The following is a 19,444-nucleotide window of genomic DNA, read 5'->3' on the forward strand; positions in this document are numbered from 1 at the left end:
CTTCGCCCGGGCGCAGGGCGCGCTGGCCCGCATGGCGATCGGCGCGGGCCCCGGCACCTGGGTCGGCATGGACGTGCACGCCGAGGCCGTCGCGGCGTTGTCGACGCTCCCGGCGGACACGCTCGCCGCCCCGCGGCTGCTGATCGCCCAGCGACCCGGCACCGCCCCCGTCGGGCCCGACGGCGCCGACCGCCTCGTCGCCGAGGGCATGCCGGAGTTCGTCGAGCCCGGCGCGCACCTCGTCCGCATCCCCGACGAGACGATCGCGGGCATCGCCGCGTGGCTCGCGGCGGAGCTGCCCGCGACGGCGTCGGTGGCGATCGATCCCGTGCTCCGCACGCACTCGCGGCACGACGGCGTGGAGGAACGGATCGAGGACATCGGGGGCGCCGCAGCGATCCGCACCCTGCCCGGCGGTGCCGCACCACGCCGCTCGGTGCTGCTGTGCGCGACCGCCAACGACACCCGCCACGGTCCGAACCGCGCCTCGGTGCAGCTGGCGCGGGACATCGCCCGGTCCGGCGGGAGCGCCCTGCGCTTCGACCGCCGGGGCGCCGGGGAATCCGGCCCCGTGGGCCCGGCCGAGGTGGTCCCGCTGTTCCCCGCGACCGCGGAGACCGACGTGATCGCCGCCGCCCGCACCCTGGACGGGCCGGTGCTCACCGCCGGCGTCTGCTCGGGCTCCTGGTACGCGGCGCACGCGGCCCGCGCCGTCGCCGCCGATGCGGCGGTGCTCGTGAACGCGGTCCTGTACTCGTGGCGCCTCAAGGCGGGGATCGCCGCTGCGCCCGCCCAGGATCTCGGCGTGCCGCGCTCCGATCCCGCCTTCGCCCGCAGCCCGCGCGGCCGCGTGAAGGACCTGCTGCGTCGCCGGCTGCCGTACCCGGCGTGGCGGCTCCTGGGCCGACGGGGCGTCACCCAGGTCCCGGAGGTGCTGCTGCGCCCCGTCGTCGCGGACGGCACGGACGCCGTCCTCGTCCTCGCGCCGCCGGATGCGGCGTGGTTCGACGGGCAGCGCGGTCCCGAGGGCCTCCCGCGGCTGGCGGGGTGCCGGGGCGCGATCCGCGTCGTGCGCACCGACCACGGCGACCATCCGGCCTACCACCCCGCTGTGCGGTCGGCGCTTGCAACCGCGATAATGCAGTGGTGCGAGAAGCCATGAAGGGGCGGCGGATACGGCGCCTCGTCGCGTGCGCTCTCGTGGTCCTGCTCGTCGGCGTCATCGGCACCACGCTCGATCGCGCCTACCTGCAGCCGAAGATCGACCAGCGGCTCCAGCGCGCCGACGCCATCGTGGTACTGGGCGGCAATCCGTACGAACGGTTCGAGTACGGACTCGAGCTCGCCGAGCGCGGGCTGGCCCAGCAGGTGGTCATCTCCAATTCGGTCGGTGTCGCGGACGACCGGATGCGCGAGCTGTGCGCCCGGTCGATCACCGGCGTCCAGGTCACCTGCTTCCTCCCGGAGCCGTGGACCACCCGCGGCGAGGCGCAGGAGATCCGGAGACTCGCCGCCGCGCGCGGCTGGAAGGACATCATCGTCGTCACCACCACGGCGCACCTCGAACGCGCCCGGTTCATCCTGGAACGCTGCTACGGCGCTCGGATGCAGATGACCGACTTCCCGGAGCAGCGCGGTGTCGCCGAGACCGTCTTCGGCTGGGGTTACCAGAGCGCCGGCTGGCTCAAGGCGCTGTACCAGACCGGTTGCTAGAGCGGGTGACGGCGAAGGAGAGCGCGCCCACCACCAGCACGACGATGCCCGTGGCCACCGAGCCCGCAGGCAGCGACAGCGCCACCAGGACACAGCCGGCGAGCCCGACGGCGGGAACGATCCGGGAGCGCACCGTGGCGTCGAGCGTCCACGCGGAGGCGTTCGCGACCGCGTAGTAGACGAGCACGGCGAACGACGAGAAGCCGATGGCGGCACCCAGATCAGCGACGGCCGCCACCACGGTGACCACGGCACCGACGGCGAGTTCGGCGGTCACCGGCACGCGGCGCCGCTCGTCGACGGCCGCGAGTGGCCGCGGCAGGTGACCGTCGCGCGCCATCGCGAGCGTCGTGCGCGAGACCCCGAGCAGCAGCGCCAGCAACGAGCCCACGGCCGCGACGCAGGCGGTGACGGTGACCACCGCGACCGGGAACCCGGCGGCCCGCGCCGCATCGGCGACCGGGGCGGCGGACGCGGCGAGCCCGGCCGGGCCGAGTACCGCCAGCAGCGCGACGCCGACGAGGGCGTACACCACGAGGGCCACCGCCAGCGCGGTGAAGATCGCGCGGGGCAGCGTCCGCTCCGGATCCCGGACCTCCTCGCCGAGCGTCGCGATGCGCGCGTAGCCCGCGAAGGCGAAGAACAGCAGGCCCGCCGCCTGGAGCACCCCGAACGGCCCGGACCCGGCACCGTCGAAGACTCGGGAGGGGTCGGCGTCACCGGAGGAAAACGCCACGATCACGACGGCGAGCAGCACTGCCAGCACGAGCGCGACGATCACGCGCGCCACCCGGGCCGAGCGCTCCACCCCGGCGACGTTGAGACCCGTGAGCACCACCACGGTCGCGGCGGCGACGGCATGCGCGTGGGCGGGCCACGCGTAGTGCCCGACGGTGAGCGCCATCGCGGCGCAGGACGCACTCTTACCGACGACGAAGCTCCAGCCGGCGAGGTGACCCCAGAACGGGCCGAGGCGCATCCGCCCGTAGACGTAGGTACCGCCCGACTGCGGGTAGAGAGCGGCGAGCCGAGCCGAACTGCTCGCGTTGCAGTACGCCAGGAGGGCCGCGATGGCGAGCCCCAGGAGCAGGGCGGAACCGGCGGCGGCCGCAGCCGGGCCGAAGGCCACGAAGACACCGGCACCGATCATCGCGGACAGTCCGACGGCGACGGCGTCGGAGAGGTCGAGCGTGCGGCGCAGCTCCGGTCCGGTCATCGCTCCTCTGCGCGCTCCGCGAGCCGGTCCACGGACGCGGCCAGACGGTCCGCGGTGGTCGCCCGGGCACGCGGGAGGCGCTGCTCGTCGTGCAGCTGCGTCCAGTCGTAGGTGTGGGTGACGCGGGTGCCGCCGTCGGCGAGGGGCTCCAGTTCCCACCGCCACAGGTGGCCGGGCGCGGGCTCGTCGAGCGGGGAGGGCAGCCAGGCGATGAGGCGGCCCTCGTCGAATTCGGTCACGCGGTTGGCGCGGACCTGGCCGTTGGTCAGCGTCATGGTGAAGACGTCGCCGACGGCGCGCACCCGTTGACCGGGCGCGGCCTCGGTGAGGTTGTCGTTGCCGTCCCACTCGGGCTGCCGCGACGGGTCGGCGATCAGGGCGAAGACGAGGTCCGCCGGGGCCGCGACATCGCGGCTGGCGGACACGATGCGGGTGTCATCCGATGTGCTCACGTCAGCCATCGAACCAGGCGCACCCGCATCGTGCCCAGCATTGCGATCTACTTGCGGTTCATGTCGACGCTGTTCTCGAAGGTGACCGAGCCCTCGGGCGAGTTCACCCACTGGCCGGGGCAGTTGCCGCGCAGCGAGCTCACCACGAGCGGCACGACGCGCGGGTCCCAGGCGAGGTACGCGTGGTCGAACGAGACGGCGGCCGGGAGGTAGCCCTTGACCGTCGTGCGGCACTGGCGACCGTCGAGGTTGCCCGACAGCGGGTCGGTCGAGCTGCGGATCGAGTAGAACTCGGTGGGACCGGGGGTGTCGACGCCCGCGTTCAGCTGGTTGAGGATCGCCGAGCCGTTGCACGCGCCGTTCGCGGGCGCAGGCAGGACGCAGCCGGTGGGCGAGCCGTACTCGACGCCGCCGAGCACCACCGAGCGGGCCACGTCCTTGTTCCCGCCGAGCACCTTGATGTAGTAGCGGCTGCTGATGGCGCCGGAGCTGTGCGAGACGATCGAGACCCTGCGGTTCGGCGACGCCTTCTTCGCCTCGTCGACGGTGGCCTTGAGCTGGCCGGCTTCCTTCCTGTGGTCGAAGCCGGGCAGCCACAGGTTCTTCACGTCGAAACCGGCGTTGCGCAGGTTGGTGTTCAGGGGCTCGTAGACCTCACCCGGTGCGATCAGGCCGGCGTAGACGATCACGAGGTCGCGCTCGGCGGCCTGGGCGATCGACGGGACGGCGGACACGACGCCGAGGGCAGCAGCGGCGGCGACGAAGGACTTGCCAAGAGTTTGCATGCGCAAAAGGTACAACATCTGAGAGGAGACTGTGCAACACGGATGCTGACCCTGTGCGCGGCGTGTCGCCCCCGGGCGCGCCGCACCGCGTTCGGCGGTCTCCGGGTCGCCGATTATTCTCGGGCGTATGAAAGCTGTCGTGTGCACCGAGGGTCGGCTGACCGTCGAAGAAGTCCCCGCTCCGAGCCCGGCCCGCGGGCAGGTGCTGCTCACCGTGACCCGCACCGGGATCTGCGGCTCCGATCTGCACGCCCGCCACCACGCCGATCTCGTCGCGGACCTGGCGGCCAAGGCCGGGTATCCGGATTGCATGCGGACCGATCAGCGCATCGTCATGGGGCACGAGTTTGTGGGCACCGTCGCCGAGTACGGGCCCGGCTGCCGCAAGCGCTGGCCCGTGGGCACCCGCGTCGTCGCCCTCCCGACGTTGATGGTCGGCAGCGAGCCGCAGCTCGTGGGCCTGTCCGAGCGCTCTCCCGGCTCCTACGCCGAGCAGGTGCTCGTCCAGGAGTCGATGACGATGCCGGTGCCGGACAAGCTGTCCGACGAGGAGGCCGCGCTCACCGAGCCGATGGCCGTCGCGTGGCACGCGGTGCGGCGCGCCGAGATCGGCCGGGGCCGGACGGCGATCGTGATCGGCTGCGGTCCCATCGGCCTCGCCGTCATCGCGATGCTCCGCGCCTCGGGCGTCAAGGAGATCATCGCCAGTGACTTCTCCCCCGGCCGCCGTGCCCTGGCGAAGCGGATGGGCGCGCACGTCGTGGTGGATCCGCGCGAGCAGCAGCCGTGGGACGCGTACAAGCAGCCGCGCACTGAGATCCGCCGCGCCAGCGACCTGTTCAAGCTGGGCGTGAGCACGATGGACAAGCTCACCCTGATTCCCGGCCCGGTGCCGTGGTGGCACGCCTTCCGGCTCGCGGACAAGATCGGCGAGACCCCGTCCGGCCCCGTGGTCTTCGAGTGCGTGGGCGTGCCCGGCATGATCAACTCGATCATCGAGGCCGCGCCGCTGCGCACCCGCGTGATCGTGGTGGGCGTCTGCATGGAGCCCGACCAGATCATGCCCGCGCTGGCCGGCAACAAGGAGATCGACCTGCGGTTCGCCTTCGGCTACGACCCGGGTGAGTTCCACGACACGCTGCACATGATGGCGAGCGGCAAGGTCGATGTGAAGCCGCTGGTCACGGGTACCGTCGGGCTCGCGGGCGTCGAGACCGCCTTCGATGCTCTCGGCGACCCCGAGGTGCACGCCAAGATCCTCATCGACCCGTCGAGCGCGGTGACCGCGCCCTGACCGCGCCCGACGTGCTGCGCGTCGGCACGTTCAACGTCAACGGGATCCGGGCGGCGCGACGACGGGGCTTCGACGCCTGGCTCGCGGGCCGCGGCCTCGACGTGCTCGCGCTCCAGGAGTTGCGCTCTCCACCCGCCGAGGTGGGCGACTTCCCCGGGTACTCGGCCGCGATCGACTGCGGCTCCGTCCCGGGGCGCAACGGCGTGGCGGTGCTGACGCGCACGCCGCCGGCCGCCGTGCGGAGCTGGGCGTCCGATGGCCCCCGTGCGCGGGGCCTCGGCGCCTACGCGCACGAGGGCCGCTACATCGAGGTGGATCTCGCGGACGCGCCCCTGACCGTCGCGTGCCTGTACCTGCCCAAGGGCGGCCTGCCCGAGCACCTACAGCGGCCCGGCAACATCCGGGACGTGCCGGACGGCGGCGCCAAGTACGCGCGGAAGATGCGCTTCCTCGAGGCCTTCGCGCGGGAGCTCAGTCGCAACCGGCGGGCGGCGCTCGCGGCCGGGCGGGACTTCCTCCTGCTCGGGGACCTGAATCTCGCGCACCTGCCGCACGACGTGACGAACTGGCGGCCGGCCCAGAAGATGGAGGGCTTCCTGCCCGAGGAGCGGGCCTGGCTCGGCGCGCAGCTCGGCCCCCGCCGCCTGGTCGACGTCGTCCGGGCCCTGCACGGCGACCGTCCCGGTCCGCTCTCGTGGTGGAGTTGGGCAGGCGAGTCGTTCACCAAGGACGTCGGCTGGCGGATCGACCATCACCTCGCGACGCCGCGGCTCGCGCGGGCCGCGCGATCGGTCGTCGTCGACAAGGAACCGTCGCCCGAGGCGCGGCTCTCCGACCACGCGCCCGTCGTCGTGGACTACGCCGCCGGCTGGCGCGCGCCCTCCTGACGGATGCGCCCCGCCGGGCCGGCGGCCAGCGCGGCGCCGGCGATGGTGATGAGCGCGCCGAGGATCATCGCGGCGGCCTCGCCGGGGACGAGGAGGTGCAACTGCTCGCCGACGGTGACCGCGGCGACGGGGACGCCGATCTGCGCGGCCGCGAGCACGCCGAGCGGAAGCGACTGGCCGAGGATTCGCATGACGATGTGCGCGACGACCGCGCCGATGCCCAGAGCGAGGCCGAGGACGATGAACTTCGGATGCGAGACCAGGTCGCGAAGATCGATGCGCGCACCGAGCCAGACGAAGAAGAGCGGTGCGAAGAAGCCCTCCTCGATGGCGAAGAGCTGCTTCGCGACGCGCCGCGGCTCCCCCACCGCCGCGACCGCGAGGCCCATCGCGAAGCCCGCGAGCATCACGGAGACGTGCATCGAGGTCGCCACCGCGGCGAGGAGGAAGAGCCCGACCAGGCTGACGCGCAGTTCGATCGCGAACCGACGCTCCTCGGAGACCTTGTGGACCCGTCGCTGCCACCCCCGCTCCTCCGCGAGCCGCAGCAGGAGGTAGACGACGAGGGCCGCCGCCCCGACCGCGAGTGCGCCGAGGGCGGCACGCCCCGCCGCCGACGGGTTGATGACCAGCGGCAACGCGACCACGCAGACCGTATCGGCGATGGCCACCTGCGCCGTCAGGGCGAGGATCGGTGTGCCGCTCAGAGACGCCGAGTCGAGGATCGGCAGTACCACCGCCGCGGAGGACGAGGCCATGAGCACCGCGTACAGCGGAGCGTGGCCCGTCCCGAAGGCCGCGGCCAGCCCCGTCGCCACCACCGTGGCGACCACGCCGACGAGCGCCGCGCGGAGCGCGCCGGCACCGAGCGCCGACCGCACCGCCGGGTCCCGGACCGGGACGTGCGTCCCGGCCACGAACATCACCAGGGCGAAGCCGATGTCGGCGAGGAAGGCGAAGGTGGGCTCCGACGCGTCGAGCACCCGGAAGCCCGTCGTGCCGAAGAGCACGCCCGCGGCGAGGGGCCCGACGATCGCCGGGATGTGCCACGACGTGGGCAGCGCGAGCACGGGTCCCAGTAGCCCGAGGGCCGTCACCAGCGCGAGTGTCGAGAAGGTCATTGCGAGCACGCTACTCCGCGCGCGCCGCCCAGTACCCTCGAAGTTCCTGCTCCGTCGCGGACCTCGCGGCCAGCTCGCCACCGTCGTCGAGCAGCGCCACGACCTCCCGCGGGAAGGCGTCCTCCGCCACCAGTTCGGCCTTCGCGCGCCGCATCGCCGCGAGCAGCGCGTACCCGTACCGGGCGTACGCGGCCTCCCAGTCGGCGGTTTCGAGGCCGTCGACGAGCTCGTTCAGCCGGTCCTGCCAGGCGTCGAGCGGCGCCCGCCGAGCCCAGGCCCCGTCGGACCGCGGCCATGCGGAGGGGTTCCAGAGCGACCGCGGGGCAACGGATTCGACGGTGCCGAGCGCCGGGACGGGCAGGTGGATCGGGCCGCCGTGCTCCGCGTGGAAGGCCGTCAGTGCGTAGGCGTAGGGCAGCTCCCCGTCGGCCTGGTAGACGAGCGCCCGCGCGACCGCCCGCAGCTCCTCGGCGATCGCGTCCTCGAAGCCGAACCAGTCGATGCCGGGGCCGTCGCCGCGCGTCACCGCTTGACGACGTGGAGGTCGGCGAGCGTGGTGAGGCAGTCCGCCGCCATCGTCAGGTCCGCCTCGGCGAGCATCGACCGGAGCACGTGCTCGACGCCGGCCGCGCCGCCCAGGGTGAGGCCGTAGACGTAGGGCCGACCGATGCCGGCGAGGGTGGCGCCGAGGCCGACGACGCGCAGCACGTCCACCCCGTCGCGGACTCCGCTGTCGAAGGTGACCGGGAGCCCGGCTTCGAGCACGCCCTCGAGGTGGCTGATGGCGGGCAGGCCGCCGTTGGCCTGCCGGCCGCCGTGGTTCGAGCAGGCGATCGCGTCGACGCCCTCGGCCGCGGCCCGGCGGGCGTCCTCGGCGTGGCAGATCCCCTTGAGGATGATCGGCAGGTCGGAGATCCGGCGGATCCTGGCCACGTCCTCCCACGAGAAGGTGGGCTTGCTGAACAGCGAGGACCAGACGATCCCCGCGTGCAGGGGCGGTGGGTTCTCCACGCCGCACAGCTCGATGAACCGGGGGTCGCTGAGGTAGTTGGCCAGGCACCGGCCGCGGAGGAACGGGATGTAGCCGTTGCCGAGATCCCGCGGCCGCCAGCCGAGGCTGCCGGTGTCCAGGGTGATGGTGAGCGCGTCGAAGCCCGCCTTGTCAGCGCGGCGCACCAGGCTGTCGGTCAGCTGGTCGTCCTTCGTCGGGTACAGCTGGAAGGCGGCGAAGGAGTCGCCGCGGGCGTCGGCGATCTCCTCCAGCGGCGCCTCCGACAGCGTCGAGTACATCGCGGCGACGTTCAGGGTGGCCGCGGCACGCGCGACCTCGAGGTCGCCGTTCTCGTGCACCAGGCCGTTCACCCCGACGGGACAGAGGATCACCGGGGCGTCGAGCTCCGCGCCGAGGAAGGTGGTGGACAGGTCGCGGACGCTGCGGTCGCGGAGCATCCGCGGGACGAAGCCGTAGCGGCGCAGCTCGGCGACGTTCACGTCCTGTGTGGTCTCGTCGCCGGCGCCGCCGCGCACGTAGTCGAAGAGGGAGCGATCGAGCACCTGCTGCGCCCTCGCCTCGAGATCGCCGAAGGTGTACGGGAAGTGGCGGTGCTTCGCGAGCAGCCCCTCCGCGTAGATGCCGTCCTGGAAGCTGCCGTAGTCCGCCATGGGTGGACGGTAGCAGTGGCGGTCAGGGAGCGGTGAGGAAGTCCAGGGCGTCGACGGTGGCCGCCGGCTCCTGCAGGTGATAGCCGTGGCGCATCCCGGGGTAGACGCGCACCCGGGCGCCGGCGATGCCCGCGCCGAGGATCTCCGCGTTCTCGGCCGGGCACATGCGGTCGTCGGCGCCGTGCAGGACGAGCGTGGGCGCGGTGATCCGCGGCAGAGCTGCGGAACCGTCGTGGTCGGTGCTCGCGGCGAAGTGCGCGCGTTGCGCCGGGAGGGAGCGGGGCTGCGCGAGGATCGCCTCCGCGGCCTCGGGGTGCCCGGCGAGCCACTCGGGGGTGAAGAACAGCTCCAGCAGGGCGCGACGGTCGGAGCGCACGAGGATGCGCAGGACCTCGCTGGGGCGCGCCACTCCGTGCGCATCGCCCACCGTGGTGGCTCCGAGGATCAGCCGCCGCACGCGATCGGGGTGATCGGCGGCCAGCCACTGGCCCGCGCGGCCGCCCATGGAGAAGCCGTAGACGTCCACGGCGTCACCGACTGCTCCTGCGGCGCGGGCGGCATCGAGGACGGCGAGGGCGTCCCCGGCGCAGTCCCGCGTACCCCATCCCCGGGGGAAGAGGTCGTCACTGGCGCCGATGCCGCGGTGGTCGAAGGTGATCACGGGGCCCGCCGCCCGGAGATCGTCGATCAGCGGCGCCCACGACGATCCGGCGAGTGCCTGGCCCGCGAACAGCAGCAGCCCGGGCCCCGTCGCACCGGTGGCCGCCGGATGGACCGTGTAGGCGAGCCGGGCACCGTCGGAGAGGGTGGCGTGTGGCATGGCCGCAAGCCTAGGACGTCACACCGACAGGATGCAGCTCACGCTGCGAGGTGAGGCTTGGCTAGAATCTCGTCCCATGTCTGTTCACATCTTCTACGGTTCCTCGACCGGCACCGCCGAGGGCGCCGCGAACGCCATGTTCGACGTGTTCGCCAAGGCCGGCTCCGTCGAGCTGCACGACATGATGGACGGCGAGATCGACGCACTGGATCCCGCGGACTTCCACGTCTTCTCGTGCGCCACCTACGGCGAGGGCGAGCTGCCCGCGGGCTCCACCGAGTTCTTCGAGGATCTGCTCGAGGCGTCCCCCGACCTGACGGGCCTGCGCTTCGCGGTCTTCGGCCTGGGCGATTCGATCTACGTCGACACCTACAACGCCGCCGGTAAGACCATCGTGGAGCACCTGACGGGCCTCGGCGCGACCCAGGTGGGCGACCGTTTCGAGCACGACAACTCCGGTACCGACGATGTGGACGAGAAGGCGGTCGAGTGGGCCGAGCAGATCGTCGCCCAGATCTGATCAGCCTGCACGCCGACCACTGACAGACGAACGCCGCCGCGGATCACTCCGTGGCGGCGTTCTTTCGTCGGTGAGCCTCGTCCGCGACGACGGTTACTGCGGAACGCTCAGCGTGGGCGGGGTGGTGTTGACGCCGGCGCACGCCTCGCACACCGAGGCCGGGATCACGCCGCGGCGCTGCAACCAGCCGAAGACGATGCAGCCCAGGCACACGCCCGCGGCCGATTCGAGGAGCGCTGCCACCACCAGCAGGCCCAGCACGATCTGGGCCGCGAGGTGGTTCCCGGTCACGAAGAGGACCAACGCCACGGTCGAGAAGACCAGGCCGATGGTCTGCGCGAACCGCTTCGGCGGGCCGGGCACGAGCTTGGCCGGGCCGAGCCGCGGCGCGATGACGTGCACCGACAGCCGGCCGAACGGCGAATAGCGGGGGCCGCCCGCGACGCGCAGCGCGAAACCGATCGCCAGGGCGGCGTAGAGCCACCACTGTCCGGCGACGATCGTCACGACCGCGAGGACGACGACGAGGCCCGCAGTCGCGCGGGCCGCGTACTCGTTGACCGGATTCGGGAAGGAGAAGAGACCACTCACGAGATCGAGGCTAATCCGCGGTCGGTGCGCCGACCAGGGTTGTGCTCGGCGTGATTCTCACCCCGCCGCCAGTCGCAGGAGCAGGGGCAGCGCGGCGCGGATCAGCCCGGTCTCCTCCGTGGTGAGCTGCGCGCTCCCGGTCTCGACGAGCCAGGCGTCCTGCGCGGCGTCGCGGGCGTGCAGCGCCTCCCGGCCGCGGTCCGTGAGGGTCACGGGCCGCCGCCGCCCGTCGGAACCGTCGGCGTCGCCTTCGAGGAATCCACGGCGCCGCAGGTCCGCAATGCCGGCGGAGACGTTCGAGCGCTTCATGTCCAGCCGGTCGCCGATCGCCGTCGGGAAGGCCTCGGGCCCGAGCGCCTCGACGGTGGCGAGCACGAACAGCTCGGAACCGCGCAGCCCCGCGGCGGGCAACCGCCGGAGTCGTTCCTCCAGCAGGCCCACCGCAAGGCGCAACGCCTCGGCGTCGCCGGGCAGCATCGCGGTTCGCTACTCGTCGTCGATGGGGGTCGCGACCACCGGCTCCGCAGCGGCGGGAGCGCCGCCGTCGAGGAGCTTGGAGAGGTCGATGCCCTGGACGCGCAGCGCCGCGACGATCGACGCGATCGACTGCGCCGACAGCCCCAGCAGCCCACCGGTGGCGTCGTTCTGTCCGCCGCCGATGATGTTGATGCTGTCGATCGCGGCCGTGGCCTCCGACTGGGCGCGGACCGCGCCCTCGATCGTCGACAGGACCTGCGGGACGAGCAGCAGGCGCGCGGCGTCCGAGTTGTACTGATTGAACGCCTCGGCCTGGGCCTGCTTGCCCGCCGCGTCGGCGCGCAGCTCAGCCTCAAGGGCCTCCGCCGCGGACTTGCGCGCCGAGGCCTTCGACTCGCCCTCAAGCCGGATCGATTCGGCGTGCACCTCCGCCTGCGCGAGCTTGCCGGCCGCGTCGGCGCGGAGCTCGGCCTCGACGGCCGCCGCGGCGGACTTGCGGGCGTCCGCGGCGGACTCACCTTCGAGCCGGGTCGAGTTGGCCCGTGCCTCCGCGGTGAGGATCGCCGACTGGCGCTCGCCCTCGGCGCGGGTGATGGCGGCCTGCCGCTGCGCCTCTGCGGGCGCTATCACGTCGGCCTCGAGCGCGGCCTCGGCCTGCGCGCGACGCTTGCGCTCGACCTCGGTACGCGCCTCGATGCGGGCCGCCTCGGCCTCCTCCAGCGCGATGCCCACGGCCTTCTCCGACTTCGCCTTCGCGAGGGGGCCGGCCTGATCGGCCTCGGCGTTCTGCGCTTCGGTCTGGGCGCGCAGCTGGGCGATGCGCACGTCGCGGCTCTGCTGGGCCTCGGCGATCGCGGTCTCGGCCTCTGTCTGGGCGATCTCGCCCGCGCGGCGGGCGTCGGCGGAGCGGATCAGCGAGTCGCGCTCGGCCTCCGCCTTGCCGATGTCGGCGTCGCGCTTGACCTCGGCGATGCGCTTCTGGCCCAGCGATTCGAGGTAGCCGTTGCGGTCCTCGATGCCGGCGATCTTGAGGATGTCCACCTCCATGCCGATGCGCGCGAGGTCACCCCCGGCCTCGTCGACGACACCGCGCGCCAGCGCCTCGCGGTTGCTGTTGAGGTGCTCGACGGTCATCGTCGCGGCGATGCCGCGGAGGCTGCCCGCCAGGATCTCGTTGATCTGGTTCTCCAGCTCCGCCATGTTCGCGGTGAGGAACCGCTGGGCGGCGGTGCGGGTCATCTCGTCGGTGGTGCCGATGCGCACCAGGCCGACGGCCTGCAGTTCGACGGGCACACCGTCGATGCTGCGGGCGTTGCTCAGCGCGATGCGCACCTCGAACGGGCGCAGCGGCATGTAGTCGACGCGCTCGAGCCCCGGGACCTTGAACCGCGCCCCGCCGCGGACGACCTTCATCTCGCCGCGGCCGGTGAAGATGGCCACCTGATCCGGCGGAGACTTGATGTAGTTGTGGAAGAAGATCCACAGCGCCAACAGGATCACGATCACCGCGGCACCGGCCGCGAGCAGGATCGATACGGTCATGGCGTTCCCTCCCTATTCCTTTTCGATGGTTCTGCGGCGCGCCGACGAGAGCGCGCGGATGTCAGTCCTGGGTGCGCAGCGGTTGCACCACGAGCCGGTCGCCCTCGACGTCGACGATCAGCACCTGTTCGCCGGCGCGGGCGTCGGCGTCCGGGTCCACGAGGATCGCGGTGGTGACGGCGCGCACCGAGTCCGAGTCGAGATAGCGCACCTGCCCCCAGCCGCCGGCGGGGATCTCCATACTGAGTTCGCCGATCGTGCCGACGGCGGCGCGCAGACCTGCGACGGTCCCCGTCTGCGCGCGGCGCATGGCTCGGAGCACGACCATGAGCAGGGCGTACGCGGCGACGCCGGACCCGGCTGCCACGCCGATGATCACGGGCATCGGCAGGGACGTCCCGGACGACAGCGGCCAGCCGACCACTCCGAAGACGCCGACGGCGGCGGCCAGGGCGGGCGCACTGAGCCAGGGCAGGCCGGCGTCGGAACTGCCGACCTCGACTCCCCCGATCTCGAAATCCCCCAGGACCAGTGAAGCGATCAGGACCAGGACCCCGACCACGGCACAGACTGCGAAAACGGTAACCACGGGCGCCTCCTCTGCGCTCGGATCTCCTGATTGCAGTATAGCAAAGAATGCGTACGAGGTGTACGTCACCGAGCTCGTCCCCGATCTTATTAGTTGTAGTCATACAATGCTTGTGTGTTGACAACTGTTTCGGCGCCCGGGCCGCGGCGACGCGCGCTGATCCTCGTGGCGTGCAGCCTCAGCCTGCTCATCTCCTCCATGGACGTGACCATCGTCAACGTCGCCCTCCCGGAGATCGGGCGGCAGATGCACGCGTCGACGACGCACCTGCAATGGGTCGTGGACATCTACACGCTGACGCTCGCGAGCCTGCTGGTCCTCTCCGGCGCCACCGCCGACCGCTTCGGTCGGCGCCGCGTCTTCCGCATCGGGCTGACCGTCTTCGCCGCGGGCTCCCTGCTCTGCAGCCTGGCGCCGACCGTCGACGTGCTCATCGCCGCCCGCGGGATCCAGGCCGTCGGCGGCTCGATGCTGACCCCGGTCGCCCTGTCGATCGTCACCGCCGTCTTCACCGATGCCGCGGAACGGGCCCGGGCGATCGGCGTGTGGGGCGCCGTCGTCGGTGTGTCGACCGCGGTCGGACCGCTCGTCGGCGGCATCCTCATCGACTCGCTCGGCTGGCAGTCGGTGTTCTGGGTGAACCTACCGATCTGCGCGGTCGCGCTCGGGCTGACCTACGCGGTCGTGCCGGAGTCGAAGGCCGCCGTCCCGCGGAGTATCGATCCTCTCGGCCAGATCCTCGCGATCGCGGTCATGTTCACCGCCGTCTTCGGTCTCATCGAGCGCGAACCGCTGATGCTCGCCCTCGCCGCCGCGGCGCTCGCCTGCTTCCTCGCGCACGAGCGCCGGCACCCGTCGCCGTTCATCGACCTGCGCTTCTTCCGCAGCATCCCGTTCTCGGCGGCCACGCTCACCGCGGTCTGCGCGTTCGCCGGATTCGGCGCCTTCCTGTTCACCATGTCGCTGTACCTGCAGACCGTCCGGCACTTCTCCGCTGTACAGACCGGCCTGATGTTCCTACCGATGGCCGTGTGCGTCCTGCTCGCCTCCCCCACATCGGGCCGGCTCGTCGCGCGGTACGGGCCGCGCCCGTCGCTGCTCGGCGCGGGCACCCTCATGACCGGCGCCGCCGTGGCACTGACCACGGTCGACGCGGCCACTCCTCTGATCGAACTCGGCATCGTCTTCGCAGCCTTCGGCATCGGCTTCGGCCTGGTCAACGCACCCATCACGAACTCCGCCGTGAGCGGCATGCCACTGGACCGGGCGGGCGCCGCGGCCGCCGTCGCGAGTACGAGCCGGCAGCTGGGCATCAGCCTCGGCGTGGCGCTCTGCGGCCTGGTGGCGCGCGCCGCGCTGTGGTGGACCGTCGCCGGCTTCGCGGTCGTCATCGCCGCGCTCGCGGTGTTCTCGACGGGCGCTCGGGCCGAGCGCTCACGCGCCCGGATCGCACCGCTGCTCGAGACGAAGGAGTCCGCGGATGTCCGTTGACAGCCCGGACGAGGTGTGGAGTCTGCTCGTGCACGCCGTGATCGACAGCCGCTCGGACTGGCGCCGGGCGGTCGCCGAGCGCACCGGCCTGCCCTTCAGCAGGCTGCGGGTGCTCAAGCGGCTCGACCGCTACGGTCCACTCACCCTCAAGGAGGTGGCTGCGCTCGCCGACATGGACCCGCCCGCCGCCACCGTCGCCGTCAACGATCTCGAGGCGCGGGGCCACGCGCGGCGCACCGTCTCGCCGGAGGACCGTCGCGCGAAGGTCGTGACCATCACCGCCGCGGGACGGGCGGTCGTCGACGCGATGGCCTCGGTGGAGGACCCGGCGCCCGCGGCGGTCCGGTCACTGCCTCCCGGGGAGCTCGCGCGGCTGGCCGAGCTCGCGCGGGCCCTCGCCGGGTAGCTCGCCGACTGGCTCGTGCGCGACGTCGAGAGGCTCGTCCGCGCGGCGCACCGGGCCGGCCGCCGCATCGCGCGCCGGTGCGGGTGCGGGTGCGGGTGCGGGCACCGCACCGTCGGACGACGGTACCGGGACGGTCTGCTCGACGGTCCCCACGGTCACCGTGCGGGTGCGCCGCATCGAGAAGGTGACCTCCTCGACCTCCTCGTAGGACTGCTGCACCGTGCGGGTCTCCCCGCCCGGCAGGACGCGGGCGACGAGCGGCGGCATCAGGGGCCGCACGAAGCCGGCGATCGTGCGCGCGGCCTCGTCGAGGACGGGCGGCACGAACGGGTTCGGCTTGCGCAGGACCTCCCGTGGCGGGACCGCTGGTGCGGTGTCGGCGACGGTGGCCGGCAGGTGCGGGGTGGTCTCGTCGGGCACGGGCGCCTCCTCGGCGGGCTCGCGGGTCTCGTCGATGACGGGCTCGCCCGCCGGCGTGCGGCCGGGGACGGGGATCGGTCCGGTCGGGGTCTCATCGCCGACGGGCTGCCCCGCCGTGATCAGGCTCGCCGCCTCCGCGGCGGCAGCGATCGGCAGGAAGTCGTCGTCCGGGACGGGGACTCCCTCGGACGACGGCGCAGGACGGACGTACCGGCGGGCGCTGACCGCCACCGGCTCGAACCCGGAGGCCTCCAGCGCGGCGGCCCCCTCGGCCACACCTCCACCGATCGCGGGGAGGACCCGAGTGAGAGAGTCCAGCGCGGGCGAGTCGTGCGCCAGCGCGAGTTCCACGCGCCGTTCCTGCTCCCGACGGTCGATGGCGAGCTGCGCGGCGGCGGCCAGTCGCTCGCTCTCGAGTTCCTGCCGACGGCGGATGTCGCGGGCGGTGTCGCCGCGCCACAGCCGCAGGAGCAGAGGCAGCAGCGCCAGCACCGCGCACACGAGGTCGATCGCGCCCCGGAGCCCGGCCGAGGGCAGCGAATGCGCCGTGACGCCGTTGAGCGCGACCCAGCGCGCACCGATCCCGTCGTCGGCGCCCGCGACGGCGTCGTCCCGCGCGACGGTGACCTCGGCTCTCGCCGCCGCGACGCGCGCGTCGCGGCCGGGTGCGTCCTTGGCCCGGGCGGCGGTCGCACGGTCGAGGTCGGTCTGGGCGGCCGCCAGTCGTTGGTTGGCGGAACTGGTCTCCGGCCCCTGTCCCGGGACTCCCGTGATCGACGTCTGCGGACAGGCGGGACCGGGACGGTACTCGCAGCGCGCGACGACGAGCGCCTGGTCACGACGGGTGGACGCCTCCGCGACCGCGGTGTCGAGGGCGGTGCGGTCCGCCACGGCGGCGTCGAGGTCCGCCTGGGCCGCACGCACCGCGGGCGCGGTCGTCGCAGAACTCTCGGCGTCCGTGCGCAGCCCGTCCTCGATCGCGCCGTTCAGCGCCAGCATCGACACGAGCTCGCCGACCACGAGCCCCGCGAGGACGAGCACGAGAGCCCGGCTCGGCAGCGCCGCCCGTCGGCCCGGTCGCGCGACCGCGACGCCGATCCCGCCGGTGACCAGCGCGGCGAGGACCGCGAGAACCAGGACCGTCGTCATGCCGCCTCCTCCGCCGCGATAGAACTCCACCGATCGTCTCTCACAGAAGAATCGCAGCCCGCACCCCGCCGCGCCCAATCCTGTGGCCCCTTTCACAGCGTGAAAGTACGCGCGAACCATGCACGCTCGACATCTCTAGACCGCACGGTCTATATTTAGACCATGCGGTCTAGAGATACGTTCACCTCCGAGCAGCGCCGGGCCCAGCTCGTCGACGCGGCCATCGCCGTGATCGCCGAGCACGGCTACCCGGCGGCGTCGGTCGCGAAGATCGCCGACCACGTCGGCATCGCGAAGTCCGTCGCCCTCTACCACTTCCGGACCAAGGACGAACTCGTCGCCGCCGTCACCGTCGCGGTCTTCGCCACGGCGGCCGGTCACATCGTCCCGGCGATCGCGGCGGCCGACACGGCCACCGACAAGCTCGCGGCCTACATCCGCAGCAATGCGACGTTCCTCGCCGAGCACCGCGCCGAGACGATCGCCCTGCGCGAGATCGCCACCACCTATCGCTCCGCTGACGGCCGCCGCTTCGACGAGGCCGTCACCGAGGACACCGCGACGAACCCACCGCAGGGCGATCTCGCGCTCCTGGACCCCGCGGCGATCTTCGCCCTCGGCGTCTCCAGCGGAGAGTTCCGGGCCGATCTCGACCCGATCCGCGCCGGCTCCGCGCTCCGCGGCGCCCTCGACGGCGCCGCGACCGACCTCGCCCGACTGTCCGCGATCGGCGTGACGTACGACCCGATCGCCTACGGCGAGACCCTGGTCGACATCTTCACCCGAGGAGTCCTCGCATGAGGGCCGCGATCCTGGCCTTCGGCACGCGCGGCGACGTGGTGCCGCTCACCGGCCTCGCCCGACGACTGCGGTCCGACGGTGCCGACGTCGTCCTCGCCGCTCAGGAGCCGTACCGCACGGAGGTCACCGCCGCCGGCGTCGAGTACGCGCCCCTACCGAAGGACACCCGCGCCGAGACGCTCGCCTCGCCGGCCTCGCAGGCACTCGTCGACGGAGCCGCGATGCGCCCATCGAAGGAGTCCCTCCACGAGATGCGCGAAGGACTGCGCGGCGTCGGACAGGCGATGGCGCGGGCTGCGGAGGGTAGCGACCTGCTGCTGCTGGAAGGCCCCGTCGGCGCGCTCCTCGGCCGGCAGGTCGCCGCCGCGCTCGGCGTGCCCAGCGCGGGCGTGATGTTCCAGCCCGCGTCCCCCACCGGCGAGTTCAGCCCGCCCGCCCTCGGCGTGCGCTCCTACGGACGGCTCGGCAACAGATTCGTCTGGTGGGCCGGCGGCTTCGCCGATCGCGTCTATGCGCCCGTGATCGCCGAGTTGCGCCGCGACCTCGGACTGCCGGCGAAGGCCTCCCGTGCGGAGCGCACCCGCGCCTGGCCGGTCCTCTACCCGTTCAGCGAGCACGTCCTGCCCCGCCCGGCCGACTGGCCCGCGCACCTGCGCGTGACCGGTTACCTCCGCCCCGAGCCGGTGGGCACTCTCGGACCCGAACTGGAGACCTTCCTCGCCGACGGTCCGCCGCCCGTCGCCGTCACCCTCGGCAGTACCGCGACGGCGAACGGCGCGAGGATCTCGCGGATCCTCGCCGAGGCCACCGCGGCCGCCGGGGTACGCGCCGTCGTCCAGCGCGGATGGGCCGGGCTCGAGCCGGTCGGTGAGCACGTGCTCGTCGTCGACGACGTGCCGCACTCCCTCCTGTTCCCCCGGTGCGCCGCCGTGGTCCACCACTGCGGGGCCGGGACGACCGCGGCGGCTCTCCACTCCGGCGTCCCGTCGGTCCCGGTTCCCGGGATCATGGACCAGCCCTTCTGGGCCCAGCGGCTGCACCGCCTCGGAGCGGGTACCGCGCCGCTCCCCCGCCACGCACTGACCACCGCCCCGCTGACGGAGGCACTGCGCACCGTCGGGCAGCACCGACAGGTGGCCGAACGCCTGGGCGCGACCCTCCGCGCCGAGGACGGCGCGGCCCGCGCCGCCGCGGCGATCACCGACCTGTTCCACCCGAGTCAGGAGTCGAGTCATGGCTGATCAGAACCTCGTCAACGCGATCATCACCGCCGGAGCGCTCGCGGGCGGCGGGCTCATCATGGCCGGCGGCGCGATCGGCGCCGGCATCGGCAACGGCACCGCCGGAGCCAAGCTGGTGGAGGGCATCGCGCGGCAGCCCGAGGCCGCGTCCCGGCTGCTCCAGCCGTTCTTCATCACCGTCAGCCTGGTGGAGGCGGCCTACTTCATCAACCTGGCCTTCATGGCGCTGTTCGTCTTCGCGACGCCCGTCTACGCCGGATGATGGAC

At 72.8% G+C, this 19,444-nt stretch carries 21 protein-coding genes and 1 pseudogene; 10 read left to right on the plus strand and 12 right to left on the minus strand.

The window, feature by feature from the left end:
- Positions 1 to 1,162 (plus strand): annotated as a pseudogene (locus FK268_RS24320) (hypothetical protein); the annotation flags it as partial.
- On the plus strand, positions 1,147 to 1,713 hold the full coding sequence (locus FK268_RS21075) for a YdcF family protein (protein WP_231707201.1): 567 nt from the start codon (positions 1,147 to 1,149) through the stop codon (positions 1,711 to 1,713). The pseudogene FK268_RS24320 and the gene FK268_RS21075, both read left to right, overlap by 16 nt.
- Here FK268_RS21075 and FK268_RS21080 read toward each other — a convergent pair.
- Genes FK268_RS21080 through FK268_RS21090 form a run of 3 tightly spaced genes read right to left on the minus strand, consistent with a single transcriptional unit; the run spans position 1,685 to position 4,166 of the window.
- Positions 1,685 to 2,929 carry an APC family permease gene (locus FK268_RS21080; RefSeq protein ID WP_146437423.1) on the minus strand — a complete coding sequence of 415 codons (1,245 nt, stop codon included), beginning with the start codon at positions 2,927 to 2,929 and terminating at the stop codon, positions 1,685 to 1,687. The two genes, FK268_RS21075 and FK268_RS21080, sit on opposite strands and share 29 nt — an antisense overlap.
- Entirely contained in the window at positions 2,926 to 3,381 is a 456-nt protein-coding gene (locus tag FK268_RS21085; RefSeq protein WP_231707202.1) for an SRPBCC family protein, read from the minus strand. Before FK268_RS21085 ends, FK268_RS21080 begins: the two co-directional genes overlap by 4 nt.
- A 47-nt stretch (positions 3,382 to 3,428) precedes the next feature.
- On the minus strand, positions 3,429 to 4,166 hold the full coding sequence (locus FK268_RS21090; protein ID WP_146437425.1) for an esterase/lipase family protein: 738 nt from the start codon (positions 4,164 to 4,166) through the stop codon (positions 3,429 to 3,431).
- Between the two features lie 127 nt (positions 4,167 to 4,293).
- Between FK268_RS21090 and FK268_RS21095 the strand changes: the two genes are divergently transcribed.
- Both FK268_RS21095 and FK268_RS21100 read left to right on the plus strand, forming a co-directional pair.
- Positions 4,294 to 5,460 (plus strand): zinc-binding dehydrogenase, encoded by a 1,167-nt coding sequence (locus FK268_RS21095; RefSeq protein ID WP_146437426.1) that lies wholly within the window; start codon positions 4,294 to 4,296, stop codon positions 5,458 to 5,460.
- A 14-nt stretch (positions 5,461 to 5,474) separates the two neighbouring features.
- The gene (locus FK268_RS21100) at positions 5,475 to 6,347 is read left to right on the plus strand and encodes an exodeoxyribonuclease III (protein WP_146437517.1); all 873 of its coding nucleotides are present in this window, start codon (positions 5,475 to 5,477) and stop codon (positions 6,345 to 6,347) included.
- Here FK268_RS21100 and FK268_RS21105 read toward each other — a convergent pair.
- Genes FK268_RS21105 through FK268_RS21120 form a run of 4 tightly spaced genes read right to left on the minus strand, consistent with a single transcriptional unit; the run spans position 6,317 to position 9,950 of the window.
- Positions 6,317 to 7,468, minus strand: coding sequence for a cation:proton antiporter (locus tag FK268_RS21105; protein WP_146437427.1), 1,152 nt, complete (start codon positions 7,466 to 7,468; stop codon positions 6,317 to 6,319). The genes FK268_RS21100 and FK268_RS21105 overlap by 31 nt on opposite strands.
- Positions 7,469 to 7,478: 10 nt before the next feature.
- Entirely contained in the window at positions 7,479 to 7,994 is a 516-nt protein-coding gene (locus FK268_RS24325) for a DUF4303 domain-containing protein (RefSeq protein ID WP_158636183.1), read from the minus strand.
- Positions 7,991 to 9,130, minus strand: coding sequence for an alpha-hydroxy-acid oxidizing protein (locus tag FK268_RS21115; protein WP_146437429.1), 1,140 nt, complete (start codon positions 9,128 to 9,130; stop codon positions 7,991 to 7,993). Before FK268_RS21115 ends, FK268_RS24325 begins: the two co-directional genes overlap by 4 nt.
- Positions 9,131 to 9,152: 22 nt before the next feature.
- Positions 9,153 to 9,950 carry an alpha/beta fold hydrolase gene (locus FK268_RS21120; RefSeq protein ID WP_146437430.1) on the minus strand — a complete coding sequence of 266 codons (798 nt, stop codon included), beginning with the start codon at positions 9,948 to 9,950 and terminating at the stop codon, positions 9,153 to 9,155.
- 76 nt (positions 9,951 to 10,026) lie between these two features.
- On the opposite strand from FK268_RS21120, the gene FK268_RS21125 reads away from it, so the two are divergent.
- On the plus strand, positions 10,027 to 10,470 hold the full coding sequence (locus tag FK268_RS21125; protein WP_146437431.1) for a flavodoxin domain-containing protein: 444 nt from the start codon (positions 10,027 to 10,029) through the stop codon (positions 10,468 to 10,470).
- Between the two features lie 93 nt (positions 10,471 to 10,563).
- Here FK268_RS21125 and FK268_RS21130 read toward each other — a convergent pair whose 3' ends face one another.
- The 4 genes from FK268_RS21130 to FK268_RS21145 form a co-directional block, all read right to left on the minus strand.
- Complete coding sequence (locus FK268_RS21130) at positions 10,564 to 11,061, minus strand: DUF4395 domain-containing protein (protein WP_146437432.1); 498 nt, start codon at positions 11,059 to 11,061, stop codon at positions 10,564 to 10,566.
- A 57-nt stretch (positions 11,062 to 11,118) separates the two neighbouring features.
- A complete protein-coding gene (locus FK268_RS21135) occupies positions 11,119 to 11,538 on the minus strand; it encodes a MarR family winged helix-turn-helix transcriptional regulator (RefSeq protein ID WP_146437433.1) in 420 nt (139 codons plus the stop codon).
- Between the two features lie 9 nt (positions 11,539 to 11,547).
- Positions 11,548 to 13,080 carry a flotillin family protein gene (locus FK268_RS21140; protein WP_146437434.1) on the minus strand — a complete coding sequence of 511 codons (1,533 nt, stop codon included), beginning with the start codon at positions 13,078 to 13,080 and terminating at the stop codon, positions 11,548 to 11,550.
- A 61-nt stretch (positions 13,081 to 13,141) separates the two neighbouring features.
- Positions 13,142 to 13,669 carry an NfeD family protein gene (locus FK268_RS21145; protein ID WP_158636184.1) on the minus strand — a complete coding sequence of 176 codons (528 nt, stop codon included), beginning with the start codon at positions 13,667 to 13,669 and terminating at the stop codon, positions 13,142 to 13,144.
- Positions 13,670 to 13,783: 114 nt separating this feature from the next.
- On the opposite strand from FK268_RS21145, the gene FK268_RS21150 reads away from it, so the two are divergent.
- Together FK268_RS21150 and FK268_RS21155 are read left to right on the plus strand one after the other, a co-directional pair.
- On the plus strand, positions 13,784 to 15,160 hold the full coding sequence (locus FK268_RS21150; protein WP_146437436.1) for an MFS transporter: 1,377 nt from the start codon (positions 13,784 to 13,786) through the stop codon (positions 15,158 to 15,160).
- Entirely contained in the window at positions 15,150 to 15,566 is a 417-nt protein-coding gene (locus tag FK268_RS21155; protein ID WP_146437437.1) for a MarR family winged helix-turn-helix transcriptional regulator, read from the plus strand. Before FK268_RS21150 ends, FK268_RS21155 begins: the two co-directional genes overlap by 11 nt.
- Here the strand turns inward: FK268_RS21155 and FK268_RS21160 are convergent.
- The gene (locus FK268_RS21160; protein ID WP_158636185.1) at positions 15,507 to 17,135 is read right to left on the minus strand and encodes a DUF4407 domain-containing protein; all 1,629 of its coding nucleotides are present in this window, start codon (positions 17,133 to 17,135) and stop codon (positions 15,507 to 15,509) included. The genes FK268_RS21155 and FK268_RS21160 overlap by 60 nt on opposite strands.
- 162 nt (positions 17,136 to 17,297) lie before the next feature.
- On the opposite strand from FK268_RS21160, the gene FK268_RS21165 reads away from it, so the two are divergent.
- The 3 genes from FK268_RS21165 to FK268_RS21175 are packed head-to-tail and all read left to right on the plus strand — an operon-like array spanning position 17,298 to position 19,439.
- The gene (locus tag FK268_RS21165) at positions 17,298 to 17,936 is read left to right on the plus strand and encodes a TetR/AcrR family transcriptional regulator (protein ID WP_146437439.1); all 639 of its coding nucleotides are present in this window, start codon (positions 17,298 to 17,300) and stop codon (positions 17,934 to 17,936) included.
- Positions 17,933 to 19,177 (plus strand): glycosyltransferase, encoded by a 1,245-nt coding sequence (locus FK268_RS21170; protein WP_146437440.1) that lies wholly within the window; start codon positions 17,933 to 17,935, stop codon positions 19,175 to 19,177. The genes FK268_RS21165 and FK268_RS21170 overlap by 4 nt, the downstream gene beginning before the upstream one ends.
- A complete protein-coding gene (locus FK268_RS21175; RefSeq protein ID WP_146437441.1) occupies positions 19,170 to 19,439 on the plus strand; it encodes a F0F1 ATP synthase subunit C in 270 nt (89 codons plus the stop codon). Before FK268_RS21170 ends, FK268_RS21175 begins: the two co-directional genes overlap by 8 nt.
- Positions 19,440 to 19,444: the final 5 nt, after the last annotated feature.

This window comes from Tsukamurella sputi (assembly GCF_007858445.1).
Classification (GTDB): domain Bacteria; phylum Actinomycetota; class Actinomycetes; order Mycobacteriales; family Mycobacteriaceae; genus Tsukamurella; species Tsukamurella sputi.